The sequence below is a fragment of the Streptomyces sp. TLI_146 genome (assembly GCF_002846415.1).
In the GTDB taxonomy this organism is placed as follows: domain Bacteria; phylum Actinomycetota; class Actinomycetes; order Streptomycetales; family Streptomycetaceae; genus Streptomyces.
In genome coordinates this window covers 8,728,995-8,745,248 of sequence record NZ_PJMX01000001.1, presented here as the reverse complement: position 1 = coordinate 8,745,248, position 16,254 = coordinate 8,728,995, and the positions used below count along the sequence as shown (strand labels likewise).

Annotated in this window: 17 protein-coding genes and 2 pseudogenes; 17 read left to right on the top strand and 2 right to left on the bottom strand. The window is 69.5% G+C overall.

Translation table 11 applies throughout. The features are described from left to right. Window positions 1-230: 230 nt before the first annotated feature. The 7 genes from BX283_RS42265 to BX283_RS38910 all read left to right on the top strand — a co-directional run bounded on the left by BX283_RS42265 (window position 231) and on the right by BX283_RS38910 (window position 5,827). On the top strand, window positions 231-584 hold the full coding sequence (locus tag BX283_RS42265; RefSeq protein WP_306822871.1) for a TnsA-like heteromeric transposase endonuclease subunit: 354 nt from the start codon (window positions 231-233) through the stop codon (window positions 582-584). After that, window positions 584-844: a hypothetical protein gene (locus BX283_RS42260; protein WP_306822764.1), complete on the top strand. Its 261-nt coding sequence runs from the start codon at window positions 584-586 to the stop codon at window positions 842-844. The genes BX283_RS42265 and BX283_RS42260 overlap by 1 nt, the downstream gene beginning before the upstream one ends. Continuing rightward, on the top strand, window positions 841-1,524 hold the full coding sequence (locus BX283_RS42255) for a hypothetical protein (protein ID WP_306822856.1): 684 nt from the start codon (window positions 841-843) through the stop codon (window positions 1,522-1,524). The genes BX283_RS42260 and BX283_RS42255 overlap by 4 nt, the downstream gene beginning before the upstream one ends. Further along, a complete protein-coding gene (locus BX283_RS38925; protein ID WP_306822855.1) occupies window positions 1,521-3,032 on the top strand; it encodes a Mu transposase C-terminal domain-containing protein in 1,512 nt (503 codons plus the stop codon). Before BX283_RS42255 ends, BX283_RS38925 begins: the two co-directional genes overlap by 4 nt. Further along, complete coding sequence (locus BX283_RS38920) at window positions 3,026-4,072, top strand: TniB family NTP-binding protein (protein ID WP_101392041.1); 1,047 nt, start codon at window positions 3,026-3,028, stop codon at window positions 4,070-4,072. Before BX283_RS38925 ends, BX283_RS38920 begins: the two co-directional genes overlap by 7 nt. A gap of 377 nt (window positions 4,073-4,449) precedes the next feature. Further along, window positions 4,450-5,043 (top strand): DUF4253 domain-containing protein, encoded by a 594-nt coding sequence (locus tag BX283_RS38915; RefSeq protein ID WP_257584206.1) that lies wholly within the window; start codon window positions 4,450-4,452, stop codon window positions 5,041-5,043. Window positions 5,044-5,203: 160 nt separating this feature from the next. Then, window positions 5,204-5,827 (top strand): bifunctional 2-polyprenyl-6-hydroxyphenol methylase/3-demethylubiquinol 3-O-methyltransferase UbiG, encoded by a 624-nt coding sequence (locus BX283_RS38910; RefSeq protein ID WP_101392855.1) that lies wholly within the window; start codon window positions 5,204-5,206, stop codon window positions 5,825-5,827. A gap of 622 nt (window positions 5,828-6,449) precedes the next feature. Here BX283_RS38910 and BX283_RS38900 read toward each other — a convergent pair. Then, window positions 6,450-6,928: pseudogene (locus BX283_RS38900) on the bottom strand (CbrC family protein). Between the two features lie 741 nt (window positions 6,929-7,669). On the opposite strand from BX283_RS38900, the gene BX283_RS38895 reads away from it, so the two are divergent. From BX283_RS38895 to BX283_RS38865, 9 genes and pseudogenes are all read left to right on the top strand, one after another. Next, window positions 7,670-7,999 carry a hypothetical protein gene (locus BX283_RS38895; protein ID WP_101392039.1) on the top strand — a complete coding sequence of 110 codons (330 nt, stop codon included), beginning with the start codon at window positions 7,670-7,672 and terminating at the stop codon, window positions 7,997-7,999. Between the two features lie 933 nt (window positions 8,000-8,932). Further along, window positions 8,933-9,352: a hypothetical protein gene (locus BX283_RS38890; RefSeq protein WP_143676629.1), complete on the top strand. Its 420-nt coding sequence runs from the start codon at window positions 8,933-8,935 to the stop codon at window positions 9,350-9,352. After that, entirely contained in the window at window positions 9,349-9,927 is a 579-nt protein-coding gene (locus BX283_RS42250; RefSeq protein ID WP_306822854.1) for a hypothetical protein, read from the top strand. The genes BX283_RS38890 and BX283_RS42250 overlap by 4 nt, the downstream gene beginning before the upstream one ends. Further along, window positions 9,879-10,259: a hypothetical protein gene (locus tag BX283_RS42245; protein ID WP_306822853.1), complete on the top strand. Its 381-nt coding sequence runs from the start codon at window positions 9,879-9,881 to the stop codon at window positions 10,257-10,259. Before BX283_RS42250 ends, BX283_RS42245 begins: the two co-directional genes overlap by 49 nt. Further along, on the top strand, window positions 10,256-11,239 hold the full coding sequence (locus BX283_RS42240) for an alpha/beta hydrolase (RefSeq protein WP_306822852.1): 984 nt from the start codon (window positions 10,256-10,258) through the stop codon (window positions 11,237-11,239). Before BX283_RS42245 ends, BX283_RS42240 begins: the two co-directional genes overlap by 4 nt. A gap of 104 nt (window positions 11,240-11,343) precedes the next feature. Next, window positions 11,344-11,874 carry a hypothetical protein gene (locus BX283_RS38880; protein WP_101392037.1) on the top strand — a complete coding sequence of 177 codons (531 nt, stop codon included), beginning with the start codon at window positions 11,344-11,346 and terminating at the stop codon, window positions 11,872-11,874. Between the two features lie 589 nt (window positions 11,875-12,463). Then, window positions 12,464-13,314: pseudogene (locus BX283_RS38875) on the top strand (IS5 family transposase). A gap of 149 nt (window positions 13,315-13,463) precedes the next feature. Continuing rightward, a complete protein-coding gene (locus tag BX283_RS38870; RefSeq protein WP_101392036.1) occupies window positions 13,464-13,979 on the top strand; it encodes a sel1 repeat family protein in 516 nt (171 codons plus the stop codon). 120 nt (window positions 13,980-14,099) lie between these two features. After that, complete coding sequence (locus tag BX283_RS38865) at window positions 14,100-14,933, top strand: IclR family transcriptional regulator C-terminal domain-containing protein (protein ID WP_101392035.1); 834 nt, start codon at window positions 14,100-14,102, stop codon at window positions 14,931-14,933. Between the two features lie 424 nt (window positions 14,934-15,357). On the opposite strand, the gene BX283_RS38860 is transcribed toward BX283_RS38865, so the two are convergent. Beyond that, on the bottom strand, window positions 15,358-15,735 hold the full coding sequence (locus BX283_RS38860) for a hypothetical protein (RefSeq protein ID WP_257584205.1): 378 nt from the start codon (window positions 15,733-15,735) through the stop codon (window positions 15,358-15,360). Between the two features lie 286 nt (window positions 15,736-16,021). On the opposite strand from BX283_RS38860, the gene BX283_RS38855 reads away from it, so the two are divergent. Next, complete coding sequence (locus BX283_RS38855; protein WP_101392033.1) at window positions 16,022-16,240, top strand: hypothetical protein; 219 nt, start codon at window positions 16,022-16,024, stop codon at window positions 16,238-16,240. Window positions 16,241-16,254 lie beyond the last annotated feature (14 nt).

The following is a 16,254-nucleotide window of genomic DNA, read 5'->3' as shown; positions in this document are numbered from 1 at the left end:
TTCCTGGTTGATCGCTAGGGCGCGTTCGCTCGTTGGGGTGAGGCCGCCGGAATTCTCCCTCCTGGCCGCCACCGCTGTTCTTGGCTGCCGGTGTGGGACTCCATGGCAATGCGGGGCGTGCGGAAGCAGTGTTCGTCGACGAGTCGGGGCATCTGACGCAGAGACCCTGGACCGCGGCCGCGACCGAGGTGCGTTTTGAGCATGCGCCGCCGGTGTCCGCGTTCCCGATCATGCCGGGTCGGCGGTGGGGCCCTGGCTGGTGGTGGTCGGCCACCATGGGCCGGCATGTGGCACACGGGTCGGCTGCGATGCGGGCGCAGTTGATGCTCCTGGACCGCAACCGGCGGGTCGTGGGGTTGTCGGCGCGTCCGGTACGGGTGGTGTGGCGCGATGAACGCAGCCGCGTACGGTCATGGATCCCGCAGCTGTTCGCCCGGTACACCGACGGGACCGGGCTGCTGGCTGACTGCCCCGCCGCTGAGGACGCCGGCGGGGTCCGGGCGCAGCACGCCCAGGCGGTGCTGGACGCAGCATGTGGGCTGGTGGGGTGGCAGTACCGGCGCCTTAGGCGCCGGATGCGGTGATGGCGTCGAATGTGGCCTGGCTGGCCGGCTACCGGCATCCGCGCTACCGCGGTCACGGTGACCTGGAGGAGGCAGTCCTGGACGCCTTCGCGCAGCCTCGGCCGCTGATCGAGGGGGCGGTCATGGTCGGGGATCCGCTGCAGGTCTTGCCGGTCGTGTATCACGCGCTGTGGGCGGGGCGGCTTGAGACGGCGCTCGAGGTGCCCCTGCACGAGCAGGTGCTGGTCCGACGCACAGCGGCTGGGGAGCGGGAGCGATGACGGAGGCGTCCGGGGGCTGGCGGGCCGAGGTCGGGGCCCATGTCGTGTTCGAAGCCGTCACATGGCAGATCGTCGCTCTGGTAGGGCAGGCGGTGCGGCTGGTCGCCGAGGACGGGACGACCGCGTCGGTGCTGGCGGCGCACCTGTGCGCCGATCCCGGCTTTCGCGTCGTCAGAGACGATGCGCGTCCCGAAGTGCCGCAGTGGGGCCTGTTCGAAGGCATTGACGCAGCCGCGCGGGAGCGCGCACTGGCCTGGCAGCGGCACATCCGTGAGATCGAGTACGGTCTCCCCGCAGGTCCCGGCAGCCCAGGAGCACCTCGGCCGCAGTTCGATCCCGAGCGATACTCGCTGGCCGAGCGGGAGCGGGCCAAGGCCGAAGAGCTGGCCGCACTGGGGTGGGCGAAGGCGAGTGTGCCCACGGTGCGGCGGATGCGGGCCCGCTACCGCGACGGCGGGCTGTGGGGGCTGGTCGACGGACGCAAGCGGCGGCCGACGAGAGCGACCGGGCGCGCGGACGAGCGGGTCGTGGCTGCGGTGCTGGAGGCGGTGCGGCGCCAACGGGGGCGTTCCAGGGGGACGCGGAAAGGGCTGCGGACCTTGACCGGACAGATCCTGGACGACGCCCACGGAGCAGGCCGGGTGAAGGTGCCTCCGAGTCGACGTTCAACCGGCTGGTGAACGCACTGGTCGATACCCGTGAGCTGCCCGGGCGTCCGGCCGGTGGCGCGGCGGTGCCGACGGGGCCGTTCACGCCGACCCGGGCACTGCGGCCGGGCGAGATGGTACAGGTCGACACCACCCGGCTGGATGTGATGGCCATCAACGACGACGGGCGTCCGGCGCGGCCGGAACTCACCATCGCCGTCGACGTGGCCACGCGCTCCATCCTGGCCGCCGTGCTGCGCCCGCAGGGGACGAAAGCGGTCGACGCGGCACTGCTGCTCGCCGAGATGGCCGTGCCCCACCCGATGCGGCCCGGATGGGACACCGCGCTGCGGCTCGCGTACGCGGCGGTGCCCTACGAGCGGCTGCTGCCACTCGATCACCGGCTGGACGGGGCGGCAGCGCGGCCGGTGGTCGTACCCGAGACCATCGTCGTCGACCGCGGCAAGGTGTTCCTCTCCCAAGGGTTCTCGGCCGCGTGCGAAACCCTGGGGATCAGTGTGCAGAGCGCCCCACCCCGCCGGCCGAGTGCGAAGGGCTCGGTGGAGCGGACCTTTGGTGCGATCAACACGCTGGTCGCTCAGCATGTCGCCGGCTACACCGGATCCGACGTCACCCGCCGCGGACCGCGCGTGGAGAGCGAGGCCTGCTGGAGCGTTGCGCAGCTCCAGGACCTGCTGGACGAATGGATCATCTGCGGGTGGCAGTCCCGTCCCCACGACGCGTTGCGTCATCCCGTGCTGTCCCGGACGGTGCTGTCACCGAACGAGATGTGGGCCGCGCTGCTCGGCGTGTGCGGATACGTGCCACTGCCGTTGTCCGGGCGGGACTACCTGGCGCTCCTGCCGGTGCGCTGGTGCGCCATCACCGGCCGCGGCATCCGCATCGACCACCGCACCTACGACGATGCGGTGCTCAACGAACACCGCGGCCAAAGCTCCGGCATCCCGCTGCGCGGCGGAAAGTGGGAGGTCCACCACAACCCCCACGATCTACGGCAGGTCTGGGTACGGCTGCCCGACGGCAGCCTGGCCGAAGTGCCGTGGATCCACCGCGACCACGTCCACGAACCCTTCGGCGAACAAGCCTGGAGGCTCGTGAAAGCAGCCGTGGAACAGCGGGCCGGGCGGGAGCAGCACGAGGCCGACCTCGCCGACTCCCTCGATCAGCTCCTGCGCCGCGCCCGCACCACCGCAGACGCCGCGCCGCTTCCGCCGGGCGCAGCGGGGCAGAAAGCCGAACAGACCGGCGAGGAAAGGGCGGGCGTCCAAATCGCGGCATCCGCCCCAGACAGGAGTGAAGGAGTCCTCCTCTCCGCTGGTTCCCTGACGCATGCGCTTCCCCAGCAGCACAGCGGCACCGCGGTCGATCACGACGCAGCCAAGGGCATCGAATGGGAAGAAGCAGACAGCCTCGACGACCTGGCCGCCCAAGGCGACAGCGACACAGAGCCGCCGGGCGGCAGCCGGCCCGATCGTGGGTTCGCGTTGTGGAACGCCTACGAGGAGGCACAGCGATGGTGAGTGGGCAAGAAGCCGTTCCGGTTTCCGCCGAACCGGCAGCGGTCACTACCTGGCAGGGATTCGAGGCGTTCGCCACCACTGCCCCGCCCGCCCCGCCGACGGCAGGGGCACCACAGCGCAGCGTGGACGAACGCCTCGCCTACCACTCGGCGTTCGTCACCATCCGCACCCCAGCCGTCGATGCCCTGGCCCGCAACGTCCGCACCCTGATGATCCTCGGACAGCACCAGCACATCACCGCACGCCCCAGCCTGATCGTCACCGGCCCCGCCACTACCGGCAAGACCACCGCGCTCCTCGAAGTCGGTCGCGTCTGCCACCTCGCCCACACCGCACGCAGTCCCCACCCCGGCATCAATCACACCGCTTCTGTGCCGGTCGCCTACGTCCTGGTCCCGCCCGCCGCCAGCGCGAAAACCCTCGCCGCCGAATTCGCCCGCTACCTCGGCATCCCCACCACCATCCGCATGACCCAAGCCCAGATCACCACCGCCGTGTGCACCACCTACGCCAAAGCCAGCGTAAAACTCGTCCTGATCGACGAAATCCACCGGCTCAACCCCCACACCACCACCGGCGCCGAAACCGCCGACCTCCTCAAAGACCTCACCGAACGCATCGGCGCGACGTTCGTGTACGCGGGCATCGACGTGACACGCAGCGAGCTGTTCAGCGGGGTACGTGGTGCCCAACTCGCCGGTCGGGCCAGCCTCATCGACTTCAGCGCCTTCCCCGCCCGCCTCGGGGAACAAGAGCCGTTCAAAGAACTGATCACGTTGATGGAACAAGCCCTCGACCTTGAGAACCACAAGACGGGCAGTCTGCCCCGCCTTGCCTCATATCTTCACGAGCGCACCGGTGGGAAGATCGGCAGCCTCTCGCGCCTGATCCGCCACGCCGCGATCGACGCGATCTGCGACGGCAGCGAACGCATCACCAAAACATCCCTCGAAGCCATCCAGCTCGACCACCTCGCCGAGGAACACTACCGACCCCACACCCGCCACTCCCCCACGCCACCCGGGCGGTCACGCCGGTGACAGCGCTACCGCGCCGACACTGAGTACACAGACCGGGACGGCACCCGCGACGTGCACGCAAGCCCCGGCTGCCTTACGGCCCACCAGTGCAACTGCACAGACAAGCCATACCCGCCCAACCAACCTGCACAACACCCGACAATGCCCAGGCCACGACAACAGCGACCCCCACCCAGCTCAGCAACATCCAGGCCCCGAACCGGACTTGAACCCCCGCTCCGAACCAGAAGATCACCCAGCCAAACCGCGAAACCCCACCTCAAAGGACCACTACCTACGCAGACTCACCGCCCCGCGACACCCCGCTCATGCGGGGGTGGTCCCTGTTCCGCGCCCCGTACTGCCGACTGCATCAGGTGGTCCCCGCGCCCGCGGGGGTGGTCCACGAGGACGACGACCAGTGCACCGCCGAGGAACGACTTGCCGTCACCGCCCCCTTCGGGCGAGCCTGGCCAGGGCGCGCGCCCACCCCCGCGCCCTCGATAAACCCCGATGAGATCGCTGAACAGTACGCGCGAGCCTTCCTGGACCGAAATCCGCAGGCACGACTCGGACTCGTCGCAGCACCCCGCGGCGCCGACGCCCTCGCCTCAGCCGGCTGGATGGGACCCGCCAACTACGACAACGACACCGCCACTTACGCCGCCGTCGTCCGCGACTGGGAAGACCGTTTCGGCGCACGCGTCATCGGCGCCGGATCCAGCACCCTCCACCTCAGCGTCGCCGCGCCTCCAGCACGGATCGAAGACGCCCTGGTCGTCGCCGCCGAGCACTTCACCTTCTGCCCCGACAACATCTGGCAGGGCTCTACCCGGACCTGGCCTCCTACGCCGCCGACCTCATCGGCCTCAACCGCTGGGAGTTCTGGTGGGACTGAACCCGGCGAGAACGGCCCGGGCAACGGTCATGTCCTCGACGGACAGTGGCTCTTGCCGATCCCGACAGCGCAGCACGTCAGCCCTCCCTCGTGAACAGTCCCCCACCTCCGTGCTCGATCAGCGCCGTCTGCAGAAAAAACCGTCGGACGAGCTTGGGTGCGGCTCGTTCTGAGTGAGGGCATGTCCATGGCCTGGTGCAGCCTCGAGGAAATGGCTCGCTTGGCCCGGACCAGGAGCGTTAGCGTCCTTGACCGTGACGATTGAAGATCCGAAAGACCTGGTTCGGCGTGGATATGACGCGCTCTCGGTGCGCTATGACGAGGCGTACGACTCCGACTCGAAGTACCGAGCGTGGGTCGAGAGTCTGAAGGCCCGACTTGAGGACGGCAGCCGCGTGCTGGACCTGGGCTGCGGCAGCGGAGTCCCGGTCGTGCGTGATCTGGCGGAGGCGGGACACCGTGTCACCGGTGTCGACATCAGCGAGATGCAGATCCGTCGGGCCCGGGAACTTGTGCCCGGGCCCGACTTCATCCGGGCCGACGCGACCGCGGTGGACTTCCCCGCAGGGTCCTTCGATGCCGTGGTGTCCCTCTATGCCCTGATCCACATCCCGCTGGAGGAACAGCGTTCGCTGCTCGGGAAGGTTGCCTCATGGCTTCGCCCGGGCGGATGGTTTCTGTGCAGCACGGGGCAGCACGCGTGGACCGGCACGGACGAGGACTGGCTGGGCAGTGGGGTGGCCATGTGGTGGAGTCATGCGGACGCCGACACCAATCGGACCTGGATCACCGCCAGTGGTCTGGTGGTTGAGCGGGAAGAGTTCGTTCCGGAGGGGGACAGCGGGCATGTCCTGTTTTGGGCACGACGTCCACGCTGATCCACACGGCCGTCCCGACCGTTGCCCTGGAGTTCCCTTCGGACGGGATAGAGACGTTGGTGAGCAGGTTGGCGCCCGTCCAGGCAGTTGGACCAGTTCTCGCCAGCCAAGGCTGCGAAGCGTTCCGCGGTTCTCGGCTGGATGCCGATCAAGCCGGAGAGCACGACGGGTGGCAGATCAGCGAGCGCATGCATCATGGCCGTGTTCCGGGCTGCGCGGGCGGGCAGGCCGCAGCGCTTGAGTTTGGCGGACAGTCCCGCAGGGTTGCGGGGGCGCCCGGGGGCTCGGCCCCTGCAGCAGGTACTCGGCGGCTTCGTTGCTGTGCCGGGATCCGTTGTTGAGGTGGTCGTCGATGAGGTGGGCGAGCTTCGGCAGCAGGACGAGGGATGGTGGGTGATCGTCAGGTAGGTGTGATCCGCCTACCCGCCCGACTATCCCCCGACGTGGTGAACCCGCTTCTTCGACTACCTCTGACCCTCGCCCGCAGTCCACGGCAGGGGCATTCTTGGTGGGCAGCGCGCTCTGGACAGCACGCTGGATCACGCCAAGACCGCCATGCGCATACACCGAACTCCCGGGTGAGCGACACCGTTCGGGACGTCGTTCGACCCGTCTGCAGAGCCTATGCGAAGTCGGTGTATGCGAGGTGGGCTGCGCAGACCCGGCACCGGAAGAGATACGCCGTCGCCTCGCCGTCCTTGTCCAGCGAGCCGAGGAAGTGCTCAACCTGGTCCGACGGCCAGCCCCAGCCGTTCGCCTCCCGCCGCAGCATCTCCAGTGCCTCGGGATATGCGGCGAGTTCGGCGGACCCGGCCGGGGCCAGGAACGCGCGCCGTCGCCGCAGTGGAAGAACCACTGGGGTTCCTGCCATGCGGTGAAGCCTGGAGTGTGCCGGTCGACCGCTGCGAAGACCTCAAGGGGTACGTCGTCGCCCAGGCAGGTTCCCGCCGTGAAGTGCGCGTCGAACCGTTCGGCGGCACTGCCGTCCGCGATGCACCACGGGCACAACCGGCCCCCGAGCTCGTCGGCAGCGTAGACCGGGCCCTTGTAGACATACCCGCGCTCCCGCCCACAGCAGGTGCAGGCCGTGCCAGAAGGCACGATCACGCCCGTGGCGACGGGGTCGGGGTGGTACGGGAACTCAGGAAGCAGCTCAGTCACAGCCCATAACCGTAACAATCGGCACGAACAGTCAGCGGGGCGGGCCCCGGACCATAAAAAACAAGATCAGAGCCGGTCTTTGAACCCCCGTCGTTCGCCCGGAGGGCGAGGCGCAGCGGTGGTCGGTGCGTGCGCTCGGCGTGCGTGCCAGGCGCCGGGACGCGGACGGGGGTTCAAAGACAGGCACCGGCGCGATACGGGTGAGCCTGTCAAATGAACGGGCCCGACACGAAAGAACTCGTGCCGCACTGATCAGGCTGACGGGAGACTCCGTCGCCCTTGCCGTCTCTGAGAAGGCGCGAGTGCCGTTCGACGGATCGGAAGCCTCTCCGGCCTCGCCGCCCTCGCCGGCCTCCTCCTGCTGTCCTGGCACATGAGCGACCAGCACCAAGGCCCCGAAGCCGCGACCGTCGTCACCTCAGGCGCCGTATCCATCGTCGCGGTCTTCGTAACCGGCAGAGTGACCCAAACGCGCACCAAACCCCGTACAACCACGCGAACCACCCGAACCAACCCCTGACTACATCAAGCCCGTCACCCTGCGGCGCCACTGCCCCCAGAGCTTGATGACCAGTCAAAGACGGGGGCGGCACGCGGGGCACTCGGGATGGCCTTAGCGGGCTTCAGAACACCTGAATCGCGAGCCCTCGTCGGTCCCCCGTCCCGTCCGAACTCCCGCGGGTGGAAGGCAAGCAGGCGGCACAGGCCGACGCCGGGCACGCCGAGAAACACACCCTCTACGACAAGGGCGCCGGCATCGACCGCATCGCCGCCCAGCTCGGCCTGGACCGCAAGACCGTCAGCCGCTCCGCCCAGGCGGCCACCGCCAACGACATGATCACCACACGTCGCCTCGGACCCCATGGGCTTGCCGGCTACGCCCCCTATCTCAAGCGGCGGTGGAGCGACGGCAGCACCGACAGCGAGCGTCTCCACCGCGAGCTGCGTGCACGGCTACCTCGGCAGCGTCCGCAGGGTGCGCCGCTGGCTGGAACCCCTGCGCGGGAGTAATCCGCCGCTGCACAGCCGGCCCGGCGCACCCACCGTCCGCCAAGCCACCGCCTGGTTCACCCATCACCCCGATGGACTGACCGGTGAAGAATCCCTCCGTAACAGCAACTTCTGGGCCGATCACCAGAGTTGGCGTACCTGCGTCAGCGGGCCGGGTCACACTGATCTGCTCGTCGGGGCAACCGGTCAACATCTGGGTCAGTGCGGCCTGCTCGCCAGCGCGGACCAGCGCGATGGCGCGCGCCCGGAACTCCGGAGGACAGGGACGGGGCATGACTGCCAGCCTTCCGTGAAGGACTGTCAGTCAGCCACCAGAAATGGAACCCAGGACATGGCGCAGGTCAAGATGTCACCCGATCGTGCAGCAGACCCCACCCCAGCGGTGCCGCCTCACCGGACGGGTGCCAGGGAACCGCGACCAGCGAAGTCGTGACCCTCATCAGAAAAGATAATGAACACCCCGGATCCAGCAGGCCCCCCGCGGATACCCTGTGGATGCGAACTGCCCACGCAGAGGCGGGCCAGGGACGGGCATGGGAGGGCGACGGTGCACCGGCCCCCGGCAGGCGTGGCGGCGCCCCTGGAAGGATGATCCTGGAGGCGGCGCTGGCGGGTCGCGCATCCGGGGAGCTCTCCGGCGCGGCCCGGTGAGCGTCGCTGCTCCCCTGATGCGTGCGTCACCGCCCCGGGCCCGCCGCGCATGGCGGGCGGCCCGTGGGCACTCAGACGCCTCGTCACGAAGTTGACGGGGTCGACGTGTTCGCCTGAGCGGGATCGCTCTTGCGCGGGCCCTGACCAGGGTGTTATGCGCGGACGGTCATTTTCCCGCCACCCTCCTGTTTGCGCTTGCGCATGCCCCCACCTGCCCCGTTAGCGTCATCTCGGGGCGGCAAAAGAGCGTCGCACGGGACAACGGGGAACACGGGGGAGTACGTGTACGCGCAAAACTGGCAGCGGCTGCTGGACCAGGCAGGGCCGGGCGGAGGGCGGTCGGGCATGTCGCTCGCGTCGGCGGGACCGGCGGGCGGCGCCTCCGGTGAGCTGAAGCACAGCGCCAAACCATGGTCGGGCGCGGCCGGCGCCGCCCACGCCCTCCAGAGGGACACGGCCACCGCCAAGACGAAGCTCACCTCGGCGCATACGGGCGCGCAGGCGGGCACGGCCGGGCTGGCCAGCATGGCCGCGCTCACGTCCGTACTGGCGTCGTGGGAGAAGCGGCTGACGGCCGTACACACCGAGTGCGGCGCGCTGGAGCCGGTCCTGCGGGAGACGGCGTGGGCGCAGGGCGAGGTGGACGCGGGAGTGAAGTCGGCGCTCGCCCAGTACTCCACGCCGTCCGGCAAGGGCCGGTGACGGCCGTGCTCACCTGGCAGCAACTGCACGACCTCAAATGCGACGAGCTCCTGGACGCGGCCGACGGCTGGGCCGCCGTCAGTACCCAGGCGGACGCCGCCCGGGACCGGATCAGCGACGAGATGGTGCGCAGCCTGGAGGCCACCCAGAAAGGCATGGCCGCACCCGCCGCCCTCGGCCGCCTTCGCCGCCTGGACCGCAACTACGACTACATCCGCACCGAATGCGGCCTGGTCCGTACGACGGTGAGCTCGCTGGTGTACGAACTGGTCGGCTTCCAGAGCCAGCTCAAGAACGCACTGGACGACGCGGCGAGCCTGGGCCTCACGGTCGCCGCGGACGGCTCGGTCAGCTATCCGGCCGGCGGCCAGAACGTGGTCACGAACCAGCCCAACCCCGGCGGCAGCGTGTCGGCCGACACCCCGCTCATGTCCCGCCCGCCCACCCTGAACACCCCCGCCCCGGCCTGGCCGACCCCAACCCGAACCGCGCCAAGGCCCAGGACATCGCCGACCGCATCCGCCGTGTGCTCACAGCCGCCCGCGAGGCCGACGAGCAATTCGCCACGGCCCTGAGCAGGCTGAAGGCCGAGCCGAGCCTGGACGTGACCGAAGCAACGTGGAAAGACGCGGCAGCCGACCTGGCGGCGGTACGCAAGGTCTCCGGCGACCACCTCAAGAAGACCATCCCCACCGGCGCCACCCCCGCCGAGCGCCACGACTGGTGGACCCACCTGTCCCCGGCCCAGCGCGACGAATACCTCGCGGCCTGCCCCGACATCCTCGGCAACCTCGACGGCATCCCGGCCGCCGTCCGCGACGAGGCCAACCGGGACAACCTCCAGCTGCTGATGGGGAAGCTGTCGGGGAGGACGGGCAGGCCGCGCGAGCGAAGCTGGACGGGATGAAGTCGATCGACCATCAGCTGCGCGCGGGAAGTGACCCTCCGATGTACCTGCTCGGCATCGGCGACCAGGGCAACGGCCGCGCCATCGTCTCGTACGGCGACCCCGACACGGCGAAGAACGTCTCGGCGTACGTTCCGGGGCTCGGCACCAAACTCGACGAGCACTTCGCCAACAACGATCTGAAGCGGGCGCGGGACACCGCGGTCGGGGCCCGGTTCGCCGACCCCGGCAACCCCACCGCCTCCATCGTCTGGCTCGGCTACGACGCCCCGCAGTTCTCCTCCGAGAAGTTCCTCGAACTCAACAAGCTCGCCGAGAACTTCGCGGTCATGGGCGACCAGGACGCCAAGGCCGGCGCGTCCGCGTACAACCAGTTCATGGCGGGAATCTCCGCCACCCACGAGAACGGCGATCCGCACGTCACCGCCATCGGCCACTCCTACGGCTCCCTCACCGTCGGCCTCGCCGCCCAACAGCACGGCGGCATCCCCGGCGCCGACGACATCATCCTCGTGGGCAGCCCCGGCACCGAGGCGAAGACGGCCGACGCGCTGGGAGTCGGGCGCAACCATGTGTATGTGGGGGCCGCCAAGAACGACATCGTGACCCAACTGCCCAGCAAGACGCAGGTGAGCGGCACCACGGCCGGCACCCTGCTCGCAGGGCCCGGCCTGGGCGGGTACCTGGGCCACAAGATCGGAGAAGTCGTGGACGGCCCCGACCAGCTCTACTTCGGCACCGACCCGGCGAGCCACGAGTTCGGCGCCCAGCGCTTCGCCACCGGCGACGGCCCGCCCCTTATCGACCGGGGACAACTCCTCGCGTCCATCATGGACGGGGACATGGACGAGCTTCCTTCCCCCGACGTCAGCGCCCATTCCCACTACTTCGACCCCGACGAAGACCCCGTATCAGCGCGGAACATCGCCCGGGTCGTAGCGGGTAAGGGCAACGAGATCGACCATGAGGAACCGCGATGAAGACCGTCCTGGGTCCCGTAACCGCACTGCTGCTCCTGGCAGCCACCGCTGGCTGCGGCCTGCTCCCTCACAGCGACAGAGCCGGTGAAAGGAAAAAACCGACCATGAACATGGAACAAGGCGCGCATCGGGCCGACGCCCTCCTGCAACAGACCCTGGGCGACATCACCCCACCGCTGCGCTGGAACCACGGCCCCTCGATCGACAAGATCTGCGCCGACTGGAAGAACGAGGGGACCGGCACCGGAACCGTCAAACGCCGCATCATCATCCTGACCAAGGTGTCCGCGGAGCGGCGGGGCAGCCTGCTCGGCGTCATCGAGCGCAACTGGAAGGCGCGAGGCTTCAAGATCACCAATGTGAACCCGAGCAAGGACATGCCCGCCATGGACGCCACCACCCCGGACGCGTTCCACATCTCGGTGGAGGTAGGCGCCACCGGCCAGTTCGGTTTCGTCATCGCGACCCCCTGCCTCACCCAAACCAACGGCGTCACCAACCCCACCACCACCCCCAACACCCCCCAGCGCGACGTCCCCTTCCCCGCCCCCGCCGACATCCACGACAACTTCTGGTCCGCCACCACCCCGGACGCCCCGAGCCCTCAGCAGCCCTCCCCCACCGCCAGCCCGTAGGGCTCCGCCGCGGTCCGCCCGAACACCACGCCGTACGACACGCCCGAGGACTACGGCTGCGCCCAGGCTCCGCGACGGGCAAAGACAACCCCTGCGGGTAGTCACCAGACGACAGCGCCCGCAAAGAAGTTGCCCACCGCCCCGATCCTCTCGCGGCGAGGCGTCGGGGCCGCTGCCTGCCGCCGGCCTGGATCCTCAAAGCCGTAAGCCCCACACCCCACCGCACAGCCTCGTCTCGACACGAGGGCAGAGCTGGGCCACTGGACCTGGTTGCCTCCCATGAAATTGCGCACGGCGTCGCCGGCCGACACCGGACCGCCCTTCTGGAAGCGACCCGGGGGGCTGCCGCCGGAGATCACGGATTCCTGGGCCTCTTGGACCGCCTTGCGGGGCTCGCGGGCTTGGGGTGATCGCTGCCGCGCAGCACGTCGATCGTCGCCCTGGGGGTACTGGCCACTGCGCGCAGCAGGTCCGTGATCGCGCGCCCAGGGGCAAAGCACGCCAACATCTCTCACGGAACCGCGGTGAGATCCAGTCTCAACGATCCACACCGCCGCGGCCGTTTCGTTGGGATCATCGGATCGTTGGTCTGGATGTGTCGTTGACTGATGCGCAGTGGGCGCGGATCGAGCCGTTACTTCCGGACCGTAAGCCGAGGCGGGGCGGTCGCTGGAGGGATCACCGGGAAGTGATCGACGCAATCGCTTTCAAGTTCCAGACCGGCACACCATGGGTGCACCTGCCCGAGAGATACGGCAACTGGCGAGGCGTCTACAACCGGCTGCGGATGTGGGCCGTCGACGGAACCTGGGAGCGGGTGTTCACCGCGCTGGTGGCCCAGGCCGATGCGGATGAGGACCTCAACTGGGCGGTCTCGGTGGACTCCACGATCGTGCGGGCTCACCAGCATGCGGCCGGGGCCCGCAAAAAGGGGCCCCGGCCTGCGAGCCCGTCGACCATGCCATCGGCCGGTCCCGCGGCGGACTGACCACGAAGATCCACCTCGCCGCCGACGGTTGCTGCAGGCCGCTGGCGTTCGTGCTCACCGCCGGACAGCGGGGCGACGCACCGGCTTTCGCCGATGTCATGGCCGGCCTGCGTGTCACCCGTCGCCGAGGGCGGCCCCGCACCAGACCGGATGTGGTCCTGGCCGATAAGGCCTACTCGTCGCGTGCTATCCGCGACCACCTGCGCAGACGTGGGATCCGCGCGGTGATCCCCGTCCCGGCCGACCATCAGGGCCACCGGCAGCGTCGCGGCAGCCGGGGCGGCCGCCCGCCTGCCTTCGACCGTGAGGCATACAAGCAACGCAACACCGTCGAACGGTGCATCAACCGTCTCAAGCAGTGGCGCGGCATCGCCACCCGCTACGAAAAGACAGCCACGATCTACCTCGCAGGCCTCCACATCGCGGGCATCTTCCTCTGGTCAGCCCGCTGATCCAAACGAAAGCCCCTAGGCGACGTCATCTCTGGACGTGAACGAAGCCAGACGCGCGCTCGTCAGTACGGATATAGCGGCGCGGCCGCCTCACGCAGGCCTACCACCTGTCCGCCGAGGACCGGGCGCACGCCAACTCGCTCTACCGAATGGGATCGAAAGCGCTGGTGAAAGGCGAGCTGCTACGCGCCGCGCAATGGCTGGGGCCCGCCGCCGAGGCCGGCCACCCCGGCGCCCTGTTCCGTCTGGCCGTCCTGGCCATGCGCTCGGACTGGGACCGGCGTGAGGACGTGCGGTTCTTCGTCGCCGAGGCGGCCCGGCACGGTCACGGCGACGCCCGCCGCCTGCTGGCCGCGACCGCGCACCGCCGCCCCTTCCCCGACGAGCCGATCGCCGAGGTCCAAGACGACCTGTTCTTCGATGAGGTCCGCGAAGGATTGGGAGTACGTGAGGAGATGCTCACGCCCGAAGAAGTAGATGCCGTGGCGCCGGGCGATGCCATGCCCAAGCTCGTGCTCGTGCCCCCACCGGCCCTCCCGGCCCCAGACCGGCACGACGGCGTCGGCCCTGCGGCCCCGCCGGTGCAACGACAGGCGCCCTTGAGGTCACTTGCCGCTGACCAGCCGGCTCCGCTGGTCCTGCCCCTGAGCGACCCGACGCCGTAGCTGGCGGCTGCGGCCGCCAGCGCCGCCGCAGCAGCCCGCGCAGCCTCCCCATGTGAAGGGGGAGCGCTCACCGAGCCCTGGTGGTCGGCCAACGCGCTGCGCCCCGCCGTCCTGACCGACATGTCCCGCACCAAGACCCTGCCCGCGCAGCAGGCAGCCGCCTTCCGCGCCCTCGAACTCGTCCTGCACATCCAGGCAACCGGTGGCATCACCACCCGCGACCTCGACCGACGCAGTGGCCTGAGCATGGCCGACACCTCCTGGCTGCTGCACTGGCTCCGCGCCCAGTTCTTCATCACGACCGTCGGCGGCGCCCACATCCCCGGCCCCGTCCTGGAGATGGCCGCCCGCGCCGATCAGCATGAGCCGCTGATGCAGCAGGTCCTGGACGGGCTGCGCGACCAGATCGGGGCCGCCCTCTACCTGGCCCGCTACACCGACGGCGAGATCGACATCCTGCAGTCCTCCCACAGCCCCACCGCTCCCCCGGTCGCCGTCAAAGCGCCCTTTCCCGAAACCGGCCACGCCAGCGCCGTCGGCAAGGCCCTGCTGGCCGACCTTGACTTCACCGCCCGGATGGAACACCTCGCCCGCTACACCCCCGTGCCCCTGACCGACCGCACGATCACCAACCCGCGGACTCTCTTCGACACCCTGGACCGCCACGGCCCCCACGCCGCCCAGTTCGACGTCCTCGAATACTCCGACCTCAACGTCTGCGCGGCCTACTCCCTCACCCTGCCCGGCCACGACACCACCTGCATCGCCCTGGCCCTGCCCACCCACCAGCACCACCGCCTGGTCCGGGCAGCAGCAGCGCTCAGCGAAGCCTCCACCGGCCTCCTCCTCACCCGCCTCCTCACCACGCCCACAGCCACCACCCCCAACACACCCACCTCCGATCCCCGACTCCCCCACACCGCGCAAGCATCCCGTGCCATCGCCCTGCCCTGATCCCCATCCCGGCCCCGCGCCCGGCGGCACGCACCAGGACGCCCCCACGCAGGCCTGCGGCACCCGAACACCCCTCCCTCGCGCCGGGTCAGGTCAGCCACGGGTCCCCTTGGCCTCAACGGGACCGGCGTAACGCAGACGACCGTGCCATCCACAGCGCACGGCACAACCTCACGGATGCCCGGAGTGGAACAGTCTCAGCGCGCTGGCCAGACAGGCGCTGGGGCGAAGCACGTCCCCGAGATCAGCTCTTGCTCCCGCTCGGCGGGGCCGTTCGCGGGGTGGTGCAGAAGCTTCACCCACGCGGCACGGGGTCGCGCCAGCCGTTGCCCGCCATGCACCTGCCGTAATGTTGAGAATCGGAGTTGGCCATCCGGGCCAGGTACCTGGCCCGGGATGCCAAGTAGCGTGCTCAGACCAAACGTCAAGAGAACCAGACGACGAGACGTACGTTCTCCGCGCCGTGCACGTCGCTGAGGATGCTCATGACGCTCCAGACCCGGCCCCAGTCGGTGTCTGTCCCCGCGGCCGCCGCGCGGCTTCGCGTGCCGGAAGCGTCGGTCTCCTGCCAGTCGGTTGCCGCAAGCTCCGCCCAGGTCAGCCAGGTAGTCCCGTACACGTCGTCCGGCCCGCCGTAGGCCGCAATCTCATTGCGCAGCCCATCCGAGGCGTCATCCGGGAGGCCGCGGCCCTCGGCCAGGGGGCGAAAACCGAATGAGTTGCGGATTCCGAAGAGGCAGGCCAAGCCGTCGTAGGCGTTGCCTCGGTTGAGCAGGAAGAGATCGATTCCGACTTCCCACACGGAGTCCCCGCCCTCCGGAGCCCACAACCGAGCTACGGGGCCTTGCAACGGGACTGCGAGTGCTTTCAGTGCCTGTTCCAGGCCATGCAGATGAGCCAGAGCCAGTTCGCCGCCGGAAGGACGCGGTGCGGCAACGGGTGCGCCGATCTCGCTTCGCGTTGCTTCGGGCGTGGTCAGTGCCCGTACCGCTGTCGCCGCCGCGGCCCGCCCCCTCCCGCGCGACTAACTCCTGGAGGCCCGCCTGGGCCTGGCCGCCGTCCTCGCCGTCGAACTGGGCGACCGCGAGATGGTGTCCTCGGTCTACCGCCAACTCCTCCCCGCCGCAGACGGCCTGGCCGGCGCCGGCAGCGGCGTCGTCACCCTGGGCCCGGTCGCCCACCACCTCGCCGCCCTGGCTCATCTCTTGGACCGCCCGCGGGAGGCCGCCGACCACTACCGCCGGGCACGTGCGGTCGGGGAGCGGGCGGAGGCGGCGCGAAGGGGCTGGCCGTGGGCGGGTGAGTAAGCGCGGGGTGCTAC

What these genes read in the sequence shown, in the direction of transcription:
- BX283_RS38880 (WP_101392037.1), top strand. Translation starts at nt 11,344, where the DNA reads ATGAACATGGAACAAGGCGCGCATCGGGCCGACGCCCTCCTGCAACAG.
- BX283_RS38920 (WP_101392041.1), top strand. Translation starts at nt 3,026, where the DNA reads ATGGTGAGTGGGCAAGAAGCCGTTCCGGTTTCCGCCGAACCGGCAGCG.
- BX283_RS42260 (WP_306822764.1), top strand. Translation starts at nt 584, where the DNA reads ATGGCGTCGAATGTGGCCTGGCTGGCCGGCTACCGGCATCCGCGCTAC.
- BX283_RS42255 (WP_306822856.1), top strand. Translation starts at nt 841, where the DNA reads ATGACGGAGGCGTCCGGGGGCTGGCGGGCCGAGGTCGGGGCCCATGTC.
- BX283_RS42240 (WP_306822852.1), top strand. Translation starts at nt 10,256, where the DNA reads ATGAAGTCGATCGACCATCAGCTGCGCGCGGGAAGTGACCCTCCGATG.
- BX283_RS38865 (WP_101392035.1), top strand. Translation starts at nt 14,100, where the DNA reads ATGTCCCGCACCAAGACCCTGCCCGCGCAGCAGGCAGCCGCCTTCCGC.
- BX283_RS42265 (WP_306822871.1), top strand. Translation starts at nt 231, where the DNA reads ATGCCGGGTCGGCGGTGGGGCCCTGGCTGGTGGTGGTCGGCCACCATG.
- BX283_RS38870 (WP_101392036.1), top strand. Translation starts at nt 13,464, where the DNA reads ATGGGATCGAAAGCGCTGGTGAAAGGCGAGCTGCTACGCGCCGCGCAA.
- BX283_RS38855 (WP_101392033.1), top strand. Translation starts at nt 16,022, where the DNA reads ATGGTGTCCTCGGTCTACCGCCAACTCCTCCCCGCCGCAGACGGCCTG.